At 65.4% G+C, this 15,966-nt stretch carries 12 protein-coding genes; 8 read left to right on the plus strand and 4 right to left on the minus strand.

The window, feature by feature from the left end:
* Positions 1-30 precede the first annotated feature (30 nt).
* Positions 31-603, minus strand: a complete 573-nt coding sequence (locus ATE71_RS02850) for a regulatory protein RecX (protein WP_058801917.1) — start codon at positions 601-603, stop codon at positions 31-33.
* 181 nt (positions 604-784) lie between these two features.
* Here ATE71_RS02850 and ATE71_RS02855 point away from each other — a divergent pair, with 181 nt between their 5' ends.
* The 3 genes from ATE71_RS02855 (at position 785) to ATE71_RS02865 (ending at position 5,901) form a co-directional block, all read left to right on the plus strand.
* Complete coding sequence (locus tag ATE71_RS02855) at positions 785-2,536, plus strand: fatty acyl-AMP ligase (protein WP_058801918.1); 1,752 nt, start codon at positions 785-787, stop codon at positions 2,534-2,536.
* 261 nt (positions 2,537-2,797) lie between these two features.
* Entirely contained in the window at positions 2,798-5,152 is a 2,355-nt protein-coding gene (locus ATE71_RS02860; protein WP_058801919.1) for a putative bifunctional diguanylate cyclase/phosphodiesterase, read from the plus strand.
* A 164-nt stretch (positions 5,153-5,316) separates the two neighbouring features.
* Positions 5,317-5,901, plus strand: a complete 585-nt coding sequence (locus tag ATE71_RS02865; RefSeq protein WP_058801920.1) for a CHAP domain-containing protein — start codon at positions 5,317-5,319, stop codon at positions 5,899-5,901.
* 142 nt (positions 5,902-6,043) lie between these two features.
* Here the strand turns inward: ATE71_RS02865 and ATE71_RS02870 are convergent, their stop codons facing one another.
* A complete protein-coding gene (locus ATE71_RS02870) occupies positions 6,044-6,313 on the minus strand; it encodes a DUF3297 family protein (protein ID WP_058801969.1) in 270 nt (89 codons plus the stop codon).
* 94 nt (positions 6,314-6,407) lie between these two features.
* The gene (locus tag ATE71_RS02875) at positions 6,408-8,693 is read right to left on the minus strand and encodes a TonB-dependent receptor (protein ID WP_058801921.1); all 2,286 of its coding nucleotides are present in this window, start codon (positions 8,691-8,693) and stop codon (positions 6,408-6,410) included.
* A 364-nt stretch (positions 8,694-9,057) separates the two neighbouring features.
* Here ATE71_RS02875 and ATE71_RS22690 point away from each other — a divergent pair, with 364 nt between their 5' ends.
* Both ATE71_RS22690 and ATE71_RS02885 read left to right on the plus strand, forming a co-directional pair.
* Positions 9,058-10,035, plus strand: a complete 978-nt coding sequence (locus tag ATE71_RS22690; RefSeq protein WP_201022916.1) for a hypothetical protein — start codon at positions 9,058-9,060, stop codon at positions 10,033-10,035.
* 8 nt (positions 10,036-10,043) lie between these two features.
* Positions 10,044-11,678 carry a ShlB/FhaC/HecB family hemolysin secretion/activation protein gene (locus ATE71_RS02885; RefSeq protein WP_058801923.1) on the plus strand — a complete coding sequence of 545 codons (1,635 nt, stop codon included), beginning with the start codon at positions 10,044-10,046 and terminating at the stop codon, positions 11,676-11,678.
* Here ATE71_RS02885 and ATE71_RS22390 read toward each other — a convergent pair.
* Positions 11,665-12,126, minus strand: coding sequence for a hemerythrin domain-containing protein (locus tag ATE71_RS22390; protein ID WP_058801924.1), 462 nt, complete (start codon positions 12,124-12,126; stop codon positions 11,665-11,667). The genes ATE71_RS02885 and ATE71_RS22390 overlap by 14 nt on opposite strands.
* 223 nt (positions 12,127-12,349) lie before the next feature.
* On the opposite strand from ATE71_RS22390, the gene ATE71_RS02895 reads away from it, so the two are divergent.
* The 3 genes from ATE71_RS02895 to ATE71_RS02905 are packed head-to-tail and all read left to right on the plus strand — an operon-like array spanning position 12,350 to position 15,925.
* Positions 12,350-13,516 carry a PepSY-associated TM helix domain-containing protein gene (locus ATE71_RS02895; protein WP_058801925.1) on the plus strand — a complete coding sequence of 389 codons (1,167 nt, stop codon included), beginning with the start codon at positions 12,350-12,352 and terminating at the stop codon, positions 13,514-13,516.
* Positions 13,513-13,692, plus strand: a complete 180-nt coding sequence (locus ATE71_RS02900; RefSeq protein ID WP_058801926.1) for a hypothetical protein — start codon at positions 13,513-13,515, stop codon at positions 13,690-13,692. Before ATE71_RS02895 ends, ATE71_RS02900 begins: the two co-directional genes overlap by 4 nt.
* A gap of 40 nt (positions 13,693-13,732) precedes the next feature.
* Complete coding sequence (locus ATE71_RS02905; RefSeq protein WP_058801927.1) at positions 13,733-15,925, plus strand: TonB-dependent receptor; 2,193 nt, start codon at positions 13,733-13,735, stop codon at positions 15,923-15,925.
* Positions 15,926-15,966: the final 41 nt, after the last annotated feature.

A 15,966-nucleotide genomic window follows, 5' to 3' on the forward strand; every position in this document is an offset into this window, starting at 1 on the left:
ATCCTTATCCCGGCATCGGCTGGTCGTGCCCTAATCGAGGCCCGCCGCATCGTCCAGCGCCGCCAGCGCGGCGTCGTCCCCCGGCGGGACGGCAAGGATGCGGCGCGCGATCGTGATGCCGTGCCCCGCGCGCAAAAAAGCGGCGATTTGCCGTTCGCGCAGTCTCGGATCGTCGATCGCGCGGGCGGCAAAGGGCCCGAACCGCCGCCGCCGCGCAAAATCAATCGCCGCCGACGCGGCGACACCTGCGGCCGCTTCGATAGCCTCGCTGCTGTCCTGCTCGGCGATCCCGTCGGCATATAGCTGCGCCTTGACCCGCCGCACCCCGAGCCCGCGCCGCGTCATCGCCCCCGCGCGCATCGTTGCATATTGGCGATCGTCGAGATAGCGGAGCCGTTCCATCCGGTCGGCGATCGCTTCGCACGCCGTCATGGCGTCAACATCATCTATCCATTCGGATTCGCGGACTTTTCTGGAAAGATAACGCGTCAGCTTCGCCCGGCTCGTCGCGAATCGCGCCACATAGGCGAGCGCCAGCTCGTCGAGTTTTGCCGCGCCGAGGGGTCTTCTGGAACGGTCGGATGGAGCACGATGCTTGGGCATGTGCCATGTTTGTGCCACAGTCGGGCCCGATTGAGAACGATCAACACCGCCATATCGGGGCATCAAAGCCCGGAAATGGGCGATTTGTTCAAATAATATAAGGTTCGCGCACGCTGACATGGCTCAAAAAGATGACATGCTTGTTGCCGCGCGGCCCCTATCGCGGGATGTCGCAGCCCCTATGACCGATATCGAAACTGTTTCGGCCGACGCGCTCGTGCCGACGCCGACCGAATGCGCGCAGCCGCGCCGCTTTTCCGACTTCGCCACCGTGGGCGAGGCGCTCGACTATGCCGCCGCGGGTTCGCGGGGACTCAATTTCCACGACCCACGTGGCAAGCTTGTGCGCCCCTATCCCTATCGCGAGCTCAAGGCCGACGCGCTGGCGGCCGCTTACCGCCTGATCGCGGCGGGCGTGCAGCCGAACGACCGCATCGCGCTGATCGCCGAAACCGGGCCCGAATTCGCCGCGCTCTTCTTCGGCACTATCTATGCCGGCGCCTGGCCGGTGCCGCTGCCGCTGCCTACCAGTTTCGGCGGCCGCGATTCCTATGTCGGCCAGCTCGTCGTCCAGCTGACCAGCTGCGACCCCAAGATGCTGTTCTTCCCGCCCGAAATCGCCGCGATGGCAGTCGAAGCGGCCGAGCAGCGCGGCGTCGCGCCGATCGACTGGAGCGCCTTTGCCGAACGCCCCGCCCCCGTCGCTGGCCTGCCCGAACAAAAGACCGACGAGACCTGCTACCTCCAGTACAGTAGCGGCTCGACGCGCTTTCCGCACGGCGTCGCAGTGACGCATGGCGCCTTGCTCAACAATCTCTCGGCGCATTCGCACGGCATGGAGCTTCAGGACAGCGACCGCTGCATCAGCTGGTTGCCCTGGTATCACGACATGGGCCTTGTCGGCTGCCTGCTTTCGCCCGTCGCGAACCAGGTGTCGGTCGATTATCTCAAGACCGAGGATTTCGCCCGCCGCCCACTCGCCTGGCTCGACCTGATCAGCCGCAACAGCGGCACGACGCTCAGCTATTCGCCGACCTTCGGCTACGACATTTGCGCGCGCCGCATCTCGAGCCAGAGCCATGTCGCCGACCGTTTCGACCTGTCGCGCTGGCGCGTCGCGGGCAATGGCGCCGACATGATCCGCCCCGACGTGATGCAGAGCTTCGTCGATGCCTTTGCCGACGCGGGCTTCAAGGCGAGCGCCTTCCTGCCGAGCTATGGCCTTGCCGAAGCGACGCTCGCGGTCAGCATCATGCCGCCGGGCGAAGGCATCGTCGTCGAACTGGTCGAGGAAACCGAATTGTCGGGCGCCGCGAACGACAGCGGCCGTCCGACCCGCTACCGTGCGATCGTCAACTGCGGCAAAGCGGTCAAGGACATGACCATCGAGGTCCGCGACGAAGCGGGCAATCCCCTGCCCGACCAGACCGTCGGCAAAGTGTGGTGCACCGGCCCGTCGCTGATGACCGGCTATTACCGCGACCCCGAATCGACCGCCGCCTGCATGGCGGACGGTTGGCTCGATACGGGCGATATGGGTTATATGTCAGACGGTTACATCTATATCGTCGGCCGTGCCAAGGACATGATCATCATCAACGGCAAAAATCACTGGCCGCAGGACATTGAATGGGCGGTCGAACAATTGCCCGGTTTCAAGTCGGGCGACATCGCGGCGTTTGCGATCACTACCCCGGGCGGCGAGGAAACCCCCGCCGTGCTCGTCCAGTGCCGCACCAGCGACGAAACCGAACGCCTCGCGCTGCGCGAGACGATCCGCGACCGCGTGCGTGCGATCACCGGCATGAACTGCCTGATCGAACTGATCCCGCCACGCACGCTGCCGCGCACCAGCTCGGGCAAATTGAGCCGGTCAAAGGCGCGCGCGCAATATCTGGCCGGAGAAATCCAGCCTTTCGCGATGGCGGCGTAAGGGCCGGGCGCGGCCGGTTTCGACCGTTAGTTGCCATTTCCTTTCTTCGTCATTCCCGCGAAAGCGGGAACCTAGCGAACTAGCGTAGCCACTGGGTTCCCGCTTTCGCGGGAATGACAAGGGTTGGGAGGAACGTCGGCTCACCACCCCCAAAACCGCCATTACACCCGACCCCGATATTGTCCCCGGTCGGGACAGAAATTCGCCCCGGAACAGTCCGCTAGTTACCTTCGGGTAATACCCGCGCGCTAAACGGAGCGGGTGAAGAGCCTGTTGACCGACCCGATAGCTGCCGAAGTGATTCCTGCGCGGACCCTGTTGGGGCTGGGCCCGCAGGGCGAAGACATCGGCAACCTCCGCCAGCTCCAGCTCGCGCCGCTTCGCGGCCGCGGCTCGCTGCGCCTTGTGATGGGCATGGGCATGGCGCTGGTCGCGGCCTTCACCATGATCCTCGGCGTGCCGCTGCCGATCGCGGGCGGCTGGCTGGTTTCGGCGCTGATTTTCGGCTTCTGGTCGTATCGCAAGTTCCGGGACCTGCCGCTCGGCGATCCGAAGCTTTCGGGGATCGCAGAATATCGGCTCTGCACCCGCCACGCGCTCTATTCGGCAATTCTCTGGGGGTCTCCCTTCTGGTTACAGGGGCCGGCCCCGACGCTCGACCATGTGCTGTCGATGTGGACGATCGCCGTGCTGATGATGGTGACGTTGGCGATCGTCGCGCACAGCGTTCCGCTGGCCTGCGTGCTGTTCATCGGCCCCGTTACCCTGTCGGCCGCCGTCGCACTCGTCCGTGCCGGGGCGCCCCAACTAGCGGGCGTGGCACTCGTCGCCGGACTGCTGCTCTGCGCCTTTTGTGTCCGTTTCGCGCAAAGCCATATCCGCTTTCGCCGCGCCGAAGAGGTGCTGCACGAAAAGACCGAAACGGTCAGTCTGCTGCTCCGCGAATTCGAGGAAACCTCCGCCGACTGGTTGTGGCAGACCGACAACAGCCGCCGCCTGATCCACGTCTCGCCACGCCTTGCCTATGCGCTCGGCGGCACGGCCGAAGGGCTGGAGGGCATTCCGCTGCTCCAGGCGCTGTCGGGCGACGCGTGGGACACCGGCCTCTTTCCAAAGAGCCTGCACGACATGGCCGAACGGATGAAGCGGCGCGAAAGCTTTTCCAATCTGATCGTTCCAGTGACGATCGGCGGCGCCCCGCGCTGGTGGGAATTATCCGCCTCGCCCCGTCTCGATGAGGCGGGCAAGTTTCTCGGCTTTCGGGGCGTCGGCTCCGACGTGACCGAACAGCGTGCGAGCGCCGAACAGATCGCCAAGATGGCACGGTTCGACAACCTAACCGGTTTGCCTAACCGCCTCAGCCTGAACGAGGATCTGGGACGCGCGATCGCTCAGGCAATCGATGCCAAGTCGCGCTGCGCGCTGCTGATGATCGACCTCGATCGGTTCAAGGCGGTCAACGATACGCTGGGCCACCCCGTTGGCGACAAATTGCTGGCGCAGGTCGCCGCGCGGCTCAAGGGTCTGATGGAACGCGGGATGACGTGCGGTCGCCTTGGCGGCGACGAATTTGCCGTCGTGCTCCATAATTTGCCCTCGGCCGAAACGGCGGAGGAGCTCGCGCAGCGGATCATCTCGACGATCAGTCGGCCCTATGTGGTTGACAACCACCAGCTGTTCGTCGGCGCAAGCGTCGGTTTCGCGATCGGCCCGACCGACGGCGCGACGGTCGAGACGCTGACGCGCAACGCCGACCTTGCGCTCTACAAGTCGAAGGACAAGGGCGGCAATGTCGTCGCCGCCTATGTCGCCTCGCTGCACGCCCAGGCCGAGGAACGGCGCGTGATGGAACAGGAGCTGCGCGGTGCGCTCGAACGGGGCGAATTCGAACTTTATTACCAGCCGGTGGTGACCGCCGCCGACGGCACGCTCAACGGCTTCGAGGCGCTGATCCGCTGGAACAACCAGAAACTCGGCAATGTCTCGCCCGGCCGGTTCATTCCGCTCGCCGAGGATGCGCGCCTGATTTCACCGATAGGCGAATGGGTTTTGCGCACGGCGTGCCGCGAGGCGATGAAATGGCCCTCGAACCTGAAGGTCGCAATCAACGTGTCGGCCGACCAGCTGACCGACCCCAGCTTCGCCTCGGTCGTCGTCTCGGCGCTGGCGCAAAGCGGACTGTCGCCGCAGCGGCTCGAGATCGAAGTCACCGAAAGCGTATTCCTGCGCGACGGCGGCGGCGCGGCGCAGCTGCTCGACCAGCTGATCGGGCTCGGCATACGGCTGTCACTCGACGATTTCGGCACCGGCTATTCGTCGCTCGGCTATCTGCGCAAGACACAATTCTCGACAATCAAGGTCGATCGCAGCTTCGTCGTCGGCGCCGCCAAGGGCAGCATCGAATCGATCGCGATCATCCGCGCCGTCGTCGCACTCGCCGACAGCCTCGGCATGTCCACGACCGCCGAGGGCGCCGAAACCGAACTCGAGGTCGAGACGCTTCGCAGCTTCGGATGCAGCAATATCCAAGGCTATTATTATGGGCGCCCGATGCCGGCTTCGGATGTGCTAACCCTGTTCCGCCGGCCCGACGATATCGCGACCGTCGCCGCCTGACGGGACGGAGCGAAGGCTCCGGGCGACGAATTGAACGTCTTAACAAAAGGTTCCCCCACCCACCGCAGGACAGGCGCAATTCGTCGCTAGGCGGTTGGTCGTCGGCGCCAGCCATAGCAAAGACGCTCCAACGCTTGAAGACAAGCCATCGGGGGTCGCATCTCATGTTCTATCGTCGCTATCTGGCAGCCGCCGTCGCGTCCGTGATGACCATCACCGGCCTGATCGCGAGCGTTCCCGCCGCTGCCCGCGACTATTTGCAATGCGTTCCCTTTGCCCGCGCCGAATCCGGCGTCGAAATTCGCGGCAATGCCAAGACCTGGTGGTCGCAAGCTGCCGGCAGCTATGAACGCGGCGCCGAGCCGCGCAAAGGCGCGGTCATGGCGTTCGCCGGCACCCGCGGCATGCCCATGGGCCATGTCGCTGTGGTGAAAAAGGTCGTCAACGACCGCGAAATCCTGATCGATCATGCCAATTGGTCGCCGATCAACGGCCGCCGCGGCCAGATCGAACGCAATGTGCGCGTCGTCGATGTCAGCGATGCCGGCGACTGGAGCATGGTCCGCGTGTGGTACGCGCCGATCGCCGACCTCGGCCTGCGCGCAAACCCGGTGCAGGGCTTCATTTACGCCAACGGCGATGCGGGAGCGCCGAACCCCGCCCCCAGCTTCAAGGCCCCCGTCTGGGCAGAAAATGATTGGAAACCCGGCAACGGCCTCGAAATGGTCGTTGCCTCGCTCGGCAACTGAGCCTCCCCCCCCCCTCGGGCTCGGCGAGCGACGAAGCCACTCGGGGCGGCCCGCCGCTCCGGGTGGTTTCCATTTCGGGGGATCGCATTTTTGGGGGATCGACGGGCCTGAAATGCCTCAGCACATCGGGGGACGGCGAGCGTCAATCCGCGGCAGGCGCCTCGCCTTCGTCGGCCTTGTCTTCGAACCAGGCCTCGACCTCCCCCGACAGCTTGATCGTCATCGGCTGGCCGAAACGGTCCTTCGATTTGCCTGCGGCGACGCGGATCCAGCCTTCAGAGATCGAATATTCCTCGACGTCGGTGCGCTCCTTGCCCTTGAAGCGGATTCCGATGCCGCGTTGCAGCACCTCCATGTCGAAATGCGGCGAGCGCGGATTGGTCGACAGATGATCGGGGGGCGTATCGGTCATGAACTTATTTCCCAAAAAATGATGGCGCGGCCCTAGCTGGACCGCGCCATGATCGTCAATCATTGAGAAACGGAATCGGCCCGCTCTACATAAGCTAGAAACCGGCCTTCAGCGTCACGAAGAATTGCTGCGGCGCGCCAGCGAGCAGCGTCTGCGCATCGCCGCTATTGGCAAAGCCGTTGGTGCCGATCGTCGAGACATATTCCTTGTCGAACAGGTTGGTCGCATTCGCCTGGATCGAGATGCGCTCGTTCAGCCGGTATCCGATACTCGCGTCGACGATGATAAAGCCGCCAACCTCGGCGTCATTCTCATAAGAATAATAGCGTTTCGACGTGTAATTGGCACCGACGCGCGCGAAGAAATCGCCATTGTCCCAAGTGACCTCACCCTTCGCAAGATGCTTGGGCGAATTGACCACCGTTTTTCCTGCGGTCGCCGCCACCACGACATTCGCGGCGGTCACGACGTCGTCCTGATATTCGGAATCATTGTAGGCGTAGGAGGCGAAGAGCGAAAGTTCGGGGGTGACGCGATACGTCCCCGCCGCCTCGACGCCCCACGAACGCACGTCGCCGACATTGCTGAGGATCGCCGGATTGCCCTGGATTCCCGAACCGTTGGCAAAGGCAATGATGCGGTCCTTGAAGTCGACATAATAGCCCGCGATCACCGCCTGGAAGCGCGACGACTTGGTTCGAAAACCCAATTCATAGGTCGTCGAGGTCTCGGGCTTCAGGTCGAGCGCGTCGAAGCCCGCCTGCGTCGTCGCGAAGGGGCCGCCGGTCGCCGACGATTCGAACGCGCGCATATTCTCGGTATAGCTCGCGAACAGCTCGTTATCGTCGTTCAGGCGATAGAGCAGACCCGCCTGCGGCAGGAACCAGTCCTTCGCCTCGGTGCGGCCCGAGGCGAGGCCGCCGCTGACGACCGGTGTCGCGTTATTGGTGACGCGCAGCCCTTTCCACCCCGCGTTGATCTGGAAGCGGCCAAGGTCGAGCGTATCCTGCACATGATATTGCAGCGTCTGCGTGTTGAAATCGAATTCCCATTGGGTCGCCAGCGGATCGGTCGGGAATTTCAGGCTGCTGCGGCTCGGCGCGCCAGCGGTGTCGGCAAGGCCATAGAAGCGGCGCGCCTGGTTGAAGTCGTTGTCCTCGTACCACATGCCGAGTTCAATCGTGTTCGCGCCGAGCGTGAACAGGCTGGAGGCGACGATGCCATAGCGTTCGATCTCATATTCGGTGGTGCGGATCGTGATCGGGGCGCCGCCGGGGGTGGTGACATACGGGGTGAACCAAATCCCGCGTCCCTCGTTGCCGTGATAATAGCCGGTGACCTTCATCGTCCAATAGTCGTTCAGCGGCGCATCGACCCCGACGCCGGCAAGCCAGTCCTTACGCAGGCCGGCAGCATCATAATAAGCATCGTCGACTGTGGCGACCGGTGCGGGAAAGGCAAGCCCCGCCGACGGATAGGGAAGCGGGGCGCCGCCATTCTGAGCAACCTGGTTCTGGAAGATTTTGGCGACCTCGACCGCGAGATCCCAGTCTTTCGCATAATTGTCCCAGCCGTAGCCGAGACGGCCAATCATGTCCGCACTCATGTCCTGATAGTCGTTCTCGCGGCGATCCGAATAGTTGACGAAACCGAAGAACTGGCCGTCACCGACCGGCTGGACGATGCGCGCATTGGCCTGGTGCTGGCGCTGGACGCCGTCGCCCTTCCACTTGTCGGCATCCTGCCAAGCGTAGCTCAGCGACAGGCGCGGTCCGCCCGACAGGATGTCTCCGCTGTCGAGGCGGATGAAGGCGCGCTTGGTGTCTTCGCTGCCATAGGTGCCCGACGCCTCGATCCCGAACATATCGGCCGGCTCGCGCGAGAAAAATTCGATCGTACCGCCAAGGTTGCTCGTCGATGCCGCCGCCAGCGAGCCCGCGCCCTGCGCCACTTCGACGCGGCCGACATTTTCACTGATGATCGCGCGGCTGATGTGGAGGCCGTTGTGGTTGCCGTAATTCATGTCGCCGAGCGGGATGCCGTCGAGCGTGAAACCAAGCTGGTTCTGCGAAAAACCGCGGATCGAGATGCGCGCCGACCATTCATAGGCGCCGAACGGGTCGGCCGCCTGGAAATTGACCCCCGGCAGCTTGTCAATCGCCTTCAAGGGGCTGATCCCCGACACTTCGAGCGCGATATCGGCGGCGCCGAGTTCCTGCACCTGTCGCGCCTGACCGCGCCCGAGCACGACGATCTCCTCGCCGTCGGTGGCCGCATCGACGGCGTCGACCGCGGCCTCTTCGGCAAAGGCCGGCGTCGCGGCCAGCATGGCGATCGCGGCGGCCCCGGCCTGCAGGCGGTTCCTGAACTGATAGGTCATGGCGTGAGATCCCCTTGTCCCGGCACCGAAATGGCCCGGGGTCGCGGGGGCTTTAGGGACGCGATATTGCTTTGCGGCGGCGAAGGCGTGACGCGCCGATGACGGAAAGAAGAAAGATCGGCGGCAGCGCCAATACCCCTCGAGGGCCATTGCGGCTGCGCTCTTTTGTCGCAATTCGGGCACGGCATCCCGAAAAAGAGGGTTAAGCGGAAAAAATTACCACAAGCGCGAACGTGCCGTCACCCGGCTGACATGATGGCTTTCAAACATGGTTATCTAGTATTAATCAATTGAAATAATGGAACTATTTTTGACGGGCTTTTCTTATGGTTCGTGGGGGACCCCAGAATCAAGGAGAGCTTCAATGCATTTGTCTCGTCTTGAATTTCGCCCGGCCTGCCTGCTTTTGATCCCGGCATGCCTGACCCTCGCCGCCTGCGAATCGTCGGGCAACTATCGCGTCGGCAGCGTCGGTCCCGGCGGAGCGACGGGCGCGACCGGTCCCGCAGGTCCGGTCGGCCCCACCGGCGCGACCGGCCCGGCCGGTCCTGCAGGACCCGCAGGCCCAGCCGGCCCCGCAGGCAGCGGCCTCGCCCTTGGCGATGCAGGCGCCCTCGCGGTTGGCGGCCTTGTGGGTCCCGGCGGCGTTGCCGGCACCGGACTGCTCGCGAACACCGGCGACCCGCAGAACGTCAATCCCGTGATCGGCGGAGTGCTGGTCAAGACGGGCGGCCTCGTCAACGTCGTCGCCGACAAGGGCCTCCTGCTCGCCAATGCCGTAGACGGCAAGGTGCCGGGCGGCACCAATCTCGTCGGCACCGTCATCGGCGTCGTGAAGGCGACAGGCGTGACCCTCGTCCAGACCGGAGGCGGCCAGCAATATCTGGTCGACGGCCTCACCGCCGCCCCCGGCCAACTCGTGACCGCGACGATCGGCAAGGCAACGGCGCTGGGCAGCCCCAATGCCTCGCCGCTGATCGGCGCGAGCATCCTGTCGCCCGGCCAGAAGAATGGCAGCCTGCTGACCGTCGGCGTCGGATCGGCCGGCCAGCTCGTCACCCTGCAACCGGGCACCGGCGGCAATCTCCTCGGCGGCGTCACCGGCGGCCTGGCCGGCGGGACTCCCGGCGGTACCGCCGGATCGCCAACGACGCTCGTCAGCAATGTCGTCACGACCGCGACCGGGGCGCTCGGACAGGTGACGAACGGGACGGCAGGAGGCTTGACCGGCGGCCGCGCGACCGGCGACCCGGCCGCTCTTCCGGTGACTGGGCTCGTCTCCGGGGTCACCGACACCGTCGGAACGCTGCTTGGCGGTCTCAATCCCAAGGGCGGCAACTGATACCGCCCATGTGCATTCTGCACAAAGCCTGTGCCGCGGCGGCGGGAGCCCTGCTCCTTCCCGTCGCGGCGCTCGCCGCCCGGCCGACGGCAACGCCGCTCGACGGTCGCCCGCCGCTTGCCCCCGGTTCGCGCGAGCGCGAGCCGCTCCCCGATCCCGAAACCAACAGCCTGTCCTTCGGCAAGGTCGACCTCGGCGCGCGCGCCGACGTGACGATCCGCGAAATCCGCTTCGTCGGCGCCGGCGTTCCCGCCAATGTCGCCCGCGCGGCGCAGCGCTTTGTCGGCAAGCGCGCATCGGCGGACAATCTTGCCAAACTCGCCGCCGCGATGACGCGCGCCTATAACCGGTCGAGCGTCGCGCTCTTCACCCTCGTCATTCCCGAGCAGGATTTGTCGGAGGGCGTTGTCACCGTCGCCTCGGCCGAAGGCCATATCGCTGCCGTCACCCTCAGCGGCGAAAAGGAAGGCGGCCCCGCGCCACTGATCGAAAAAATGGCCGCACCGCTGCGCAGCCAGCAACCCTTGCCGCGCGCCCGCTTCGAACGCGCGCTCGGCAATATCGGCGACGTCCCCGGCGTCACCGTCACCCCGACGCTCGCGCTCGGCAGCGAGCCCGGCGCGGTCGCGCTCGACCTCGCGCTCGACGCGAAAAAGCCCACTATCGGCGTCGGTTTCACGACGCGCACCAGCCCGTTCGTCGACGACGGGATCCTCGAAGCCAATGCGCGCGGAACCAGCCTGTTTCGCGGCGGCGACGAAACCCGGCTGACCGGCGCCGCGGCGGTCAATCTCAAATCCCTGCTTTATCTCGCGGCGAGCCACTCGACGCCGATCGGCGCCGACGGGACCCGCTTCGAACTGACCGCGGCGGCGCTGCGCACCCGTCCGAAAGGCCCGGCGATCGACGGCGAGGCGTGGAGCGCCGGCGCCGGCGTCTCCCATCCGCTGATCCGCGCGACGCGGCGCAATCTGATTGCGTCGGCGCGGATCGACTATCTCGATTCGAAGAATGCGCTGTTCGGATCGACGATCGCCGCCGAAAAAACCTGGACTGCGAGCGGCAACCTGGCCTTCCGCCTCACCGAGGACCGCACCGTCATCGGCGCGCGGATCGGCGGCGCCAAGGGGCTCGACATCGCTGGCGCGCGGGTCGATCCCGGCGCGGGCGAGGCGGGCTTCCTCTATGCCGACGCCAGCGTCGAGGCGAACCAGGCGATCGGCAAGGCGGCGATCGTGCGGTTCGCGGCGACGGGACGCTGGACGCGCGACCGCCTGCCCGCCGCGCAACGTTTCAGCGTCGGCGGCGCCAGCTTTGGCCGCGCCTTCGACGACGGGCTGGTCAACGGCGACCGCGGCGTCGCGACCTTCGGCGAGATCGCGTGGCGGCCGCTGCGCGGCGGCAAGTTCGCCAAAAGCGAGATCTACACCTTCGCCGACTATGCCGAAGTCACCCTGCTCGAGCGGACGACGATCCCCCGCACCGATTTCCGCCTCGGCAGCTGGGGCGGCGGGGTGCGCCTGTCCTATGCCGAAAATGCGACGATCGGGCTCGAACTCGCCGATGCATGGAAACAGCCGGTGCCAGGGTTCGACCAGGACTGGCGCGTGGCGCTCAGCTGGAAATTGTCTATCCGGCCCTGACCGCGGGATCCAGCACCTGAGCGGCGCTGTGAAGCGCGTCGGCGAGCGGGTAGAGTTCGTGCTCCTCGCGCTCGATCCGCATCGTGAGCTGGCCGAATATGCTTCGCGTCGCGCGGCAGAAACCGGGCCAGTCCGCCGCCACCCGCGCGCCGGTCCACATCTCGTCATAAGCGACATAATCCGCCGACAGGCTTCCCATTTCCAGCTCGAACGCACGCGTCGTCCGCATCAGGCCGGGGTCGCCCGTCGCCATCAGCCGCGGATATAATATCCAGTCCTCGCATTTCAGGTGCCGAACCAGCGCCTCGCGAAGCGCGCCGCGCGCCGACGCCAGTTCGCTTGCCTCGGGGGGATGCGCCGCATCGGTCATCGCAAGGATGATCCGCGACAGCGTGACGAGCGCCGCATGTTCGGCGCGCAGTCGCTGCATCTCGCGGCTCAAGGGCATAGTGGCTCCAGCGATGCGAGCGGTCCCTCGACACGCATCATAGACCGCCCGGTGTGAAAGGAAAGTGAATCGACCCGTCTTGCTTGCACCGGCCCTGGTTGGCCCGATTGATAGCGTAGCTGGCCCGAACGATGGAATCTTCGATGTGAAACCGGTTGTCAATCGGGTCGTCAGGCCATAGGGCGCTATTGATTTTTCCTCGCAATAGCAGCAACCTTTGCCCATGCAACGCGCGACCATCCGCATATGGTTCCTGATCCACAAATGGACGAGCATCGTCTGCACCGCATTCCTGCTCATGCTGTGTGCCACCGGGCTGCCGCTTATCTTTCACCATGAAATCGACGAACTGACCGAACAAGCGCCGGCCTATCGGCTGCCCGGGGTCGGATCGTCGGGCGAGGCACCCGGCCTCAAACCGCTCGACGACATGCTCGCAAAGGCGCTCGCGGCGCGCCCCGGCGAGGTGCCGGTCTTCATGGCGTTCGACAACGACCAGCCATCGATGACGGTCACCACCGCGCCGCGGCCGGGTTCGCCCGCCGAGGATATGACGATCCAAATCCTCGACCGCTCGACCGGCGAGGCGACCGCGACCGTCGACGAGAGCGGCGTGATGCACTTCCTGCTCCAGCTCCACACCGACATGTTCCTCGGCCTGCCTGGGATGCTCTTCCTCGGGCTGATGGGGCTGCTCTTTGTGATCGCGATCGTTTCGGGGGTCGTGCTTTACGCGCCCTTCATGAAAAAGCTCGACTTCGGCACGCTGCGAACCTCGCGCAGCCGCCGCGTCAAATGGCTCGACTATCATAATCTCCTCGGCATCGTCGCGCTCGCGTGGATGACCGTCGTCGGCGCGACGGGCGTCATCAACGCGCTCGCGACACCGATCTTCCAATATTGGCAAATGACCGAGCTTGCCGAGATGACGCGCGCCTATGCCGGCAAGGGCGCGGTAGCCCCTGGGCGCTATGGATCGATCGACAAGGCGATGGCCGCGGCGCGCCGCGAAATCCCTGGCAACAACCCGCAGTTCATCGCCTTTCCCGGCGGTGCGTTCAGCAGCAAGCATCATTATGCCGTCTTCTTCCAGGGCGACACGCCGCTGACCGAACGCCTGCTCACCTCGGCGCTGATCGATGCCGAGACCGGCGAGTTTACCGACGCGCGGCCGATGCCCTGGTATGTGAAGGCGCTCGCACTGTCGCAGCCGCTCCACTTCGGCGACTATGGCGGGCTGCCGCTCAAGCTGCTGTGGGCGGTGCTGACGCTCTTCACGATGATCATCCTCGGCTCGGGCCTCTATCTCTGGTTAGGCAAGCGACGCAGCGGCACCGACGCGCTGGTGCGCGAGGTCGAAAGCGGCGGCACGCTGATCCCCGCCGAATGAAGAAGGGGGGCCGCCTCCGCGCGATCTTCGCGGTGCCGCTGCTGCTCGCGCTGGTCAGCATCGCAGGGCTCGTCGTCGCGCTGACCGGAGACGGGCTGCGCGATGCCGCGGCGTGGGCGGCGCTTTCGGTACCTGTTTTGGCTGTTGGCTGGGCGATGCGTACCCGCCGCGCCTGAATCACGCGCGCGATAGGCCGCGCATATAAGGGGAATATCAGTGACCAGTCCGACCATCCGTACCGCGCTTGGCTTCTCCGCCGCGAGTGCTGCGTTCGCGCTGTGCGCGCCGGCCATGGCGCAAGACAGCACCGCCGAAGAGATCCTCGTCACCGCGCAGCGGAGCAACCAGACCGAAGTCACCGCAGGCGGCAATGTCGGCGTCTTCGGCACCAAGGCAGCCGAGGATGTCCCGTTCAATATCCGCAGCTATAACGAAGCGCTGATCCTCAACCAGCAGCCCGACACGCTCGGCGAAGTGCTGGAGAACGACCCGACGATCCGCACCACGCTGGGCTTCGGCATTTCGGGCGAAGTCTTCGTGATCCGCGGCTTCGCGCTCAGCTCGGACGACGTCGGTTTCGACGGCCTCTACGGCATCACCCCGCGCCAGCTCGTCGTGCCCGAGCTTTTCTCGTCGGTGCAGGTGATCAACGGCGCCAGCGCCTTCCTCAACGGCGCGGCACCGAGCGGCGGCGGCATTGGCGGCAGCGTCAACCTGATCCCCAAGCGCGCCGAGCGCGACCTGTCGCGCGTCACGCTGGGCTTCGTCGGCGATTCGCAACTTGCCGGTTCGTTCGATGTCGCGCGCCGCTTTGGCGAGGATGACGCGTGGGGCGTCCGCATCAACGGGCTGGCGCGCCGCGGCGACATCGCCATCGACGACGAATTCCATTCCTCCTACGCGGTCGGCGGCACCGTCGATTATGACGGCGGCGCTTTCCGCGCCTCGCTGAACGTCAATTACCAGCGGCTGCGCCAGTCGAACTGGCGGCCCAAGATCACGGTGAGCACCGCCATTCCCGCGCCGCCCCGCGCCGACGTCAACTATGCCCAGCCCTGGGCCGCGATCGAGACCGAGGATGTCTTCGGTTCGCTCAGCGTCGAATATGACATCGCCGACAACGCGCTACTCTACGCGCGCGTCGGCGCGCGCGACGGGCGCGAGGACCAGATCACCAGCTCCTTCACCCTGCTCGACCCCGTGACCGGCGCGGGCAGCGGCGGCGGTTCCTATGTGCCGCGCACCGACAATAATGAATCGGCGGTGGCCGGGCTTCGCGTCAACCTCGAAGCCGGCGGCATCAGCCACGAGATCAATTTCGGCGCCGCCGCCAGCTGGCAGACCAACCGCAACGCGTTCGACTTTTTCTCCGGGACCTTCGCCAACAATCTCTATGACCCCGTCGATGTGCCGCGCCCGGCGAGCGGTTTCGTCGGCGGCGACATCGACGATCCCTTCCCGATCGGCCGCACGCGCGTCGCCAGCCTGTTCGCGTCGAACACGATCGGTTTCTGGGGCGACCGCATCCTGCTGACCGGCGGCCTCCGTCTCCAGCAGATATCGACCAAGGGTTATGCCTATAGCGACGGTCCGGGCGTCGAGGCGGGCGACCTCACCAGTTCCTACAAAAAGGACGCCGTGACCCCCGTCGTCGGCCTGGTCGTGAAGCCGGTCGAGGGGCTCTCGCTCTACGCCAACCGGATCGAGGGGCTCGAACAGGGCCAGACCGCGCCGCCGGCCGTCGCCGACCCCGGTGGCGGCGCCGACATCATCGTGACCAACGGCGGCGAAGTGCTGCCGCCCTATGCCTCGGTGCAATATGAAGTCGGCGGCAAGGTCCGCTTCGGCCGCTTCAACGCCGCGCTCGCCTGGTTCCAGATCGATCGTCCGAACTCGGATTATCGCGTCAATCCGGCGGCGCCCGACGAGCTGGTCTTCGGCCCCTTTGGCGTACAGCGCAACCGCGGCATCGAATTCACCCTCGACGGCGAACCCGTTCAGGGGCTGCGGCTGATCGGCGGCGTTGCGGTCAACGATCCGAAGCTGCGCCGGACGCCGGGCGGCACCAATCAGGGTAATGACGCACCGGGCATCCCCGAATGGACCGCCAACGCCAACGTCGAATGGGATCTCCCCTTCGTACCGGCGCTGACGCTGACCGGCCGGGTCGTCCATACCGGCAAGCAGTCGGCGGACCAGGCGAACACGCTCGAACTCGGCTCATGGACGCGCTTCGACCTTGGCGCGCGCTATGTCGCGGTCGTCGGCGACAAGCCGCTGACGCTGCGCTTCGGCGTCGATAATGTCGCGAACAAGCGCTATTGGGCGTCGGCGTTCAGCAGCTTCGGCACGCAACTGCTGCAGGGCACCCCGCGCACCTTCAAGGCATCGGCGTCGATCGACTTCTGATCCCTCCCATCCTCCCTGTGCCGAAGGCATGGGGAGGATAT

It is taken from the genome of Sphingopyxis sp. H115 (genome assembly GCF_001468465.1).
Taxonomy (GTDB): Bacteria; Pseudomonadota; Alphaproteobacteria; order Sphingomonadales; family Sphingomonadaceae; genus Sphingopyxis.

What these genes read in the sequence shown, in the direction of transcription:
- ATE71_RS02865 (WP_058801920.1), top strand. Translation starts at nt 5,317, where the DNA reads ATGTTCTATCGTCGCTATCTGGCAGCCGCCGTCGCGTCCGTGATGACC.
- ATE71_RS02885 (WP_058801923.1), top strand. Translation starts at nt 10,044, where the DNA reads ATGTGCATTCTGCACAAAGCCTGTGCCGCGGCGGCGGGAGCCCTGCTC.
- ATE71_RS22690 (WP_201022916.1), top strand. Translation starts at nt 9,058, where the DNA reads ATGCATTTGTCTCGTCTTGAATTTCGCCCGGCCTGCCTGCTTTTGATC.
- ATE71_RS02895 (WP_058801925.1), top strand. Translation starts at nt 12,350, where the DNA reads ATGCAACGCGCGACCATCCGCATATGGTTCCTGATCCACAAATGGACG.
- ATE71_RS22390 (WP_058801924.1), bottom strand. Translation starts at nt 12,126, where the DNA reads ATGCCCTTGAGCCGCGAGATGCAGCGACTGCGCGCCGAACATGCGGCG.
- ATE71_RS02870 (WP_058801969.1), bottom strand. Translation starts at nt 6,313, where the DNA reads ATGACCGATACGCCCCCCGATCATCTGTCGACCAATCCGCGCTCGCCG.
- ATE71_RS02850 (WP_058801917.1), bottom strand. Translation starts at nt 603, where the DNA reads ATGCCCAAGCATCGTGCTCCATCCGACCGTTCCAGAAGACCCCTCGGC.
- ATE71_RS02900 (WP_058801926.1), top strand. Translation starts at nt 13,513, where the DNA reads ATGAAGAAGGGGGGCCGCCTCCGCGCGATCTTCGCGGTGCCGCTGCTG.
- ATE71_RS02855 (WP_058801918.1), top strand. Translation starts at nt 785, where the DNA reads ATGACCGATATCGAAACTGTTTCGGCCGACGCGCTCGTGCCGACGCCG.
- ATE71_RS02875 (WP_058801921.1), bottom strand. Translation starts at nt 8,693, where the DNA reads ATGACCTATCAGTTCAGGAACCGCCTGCAGGCCGGGGCCGCCGCGATC.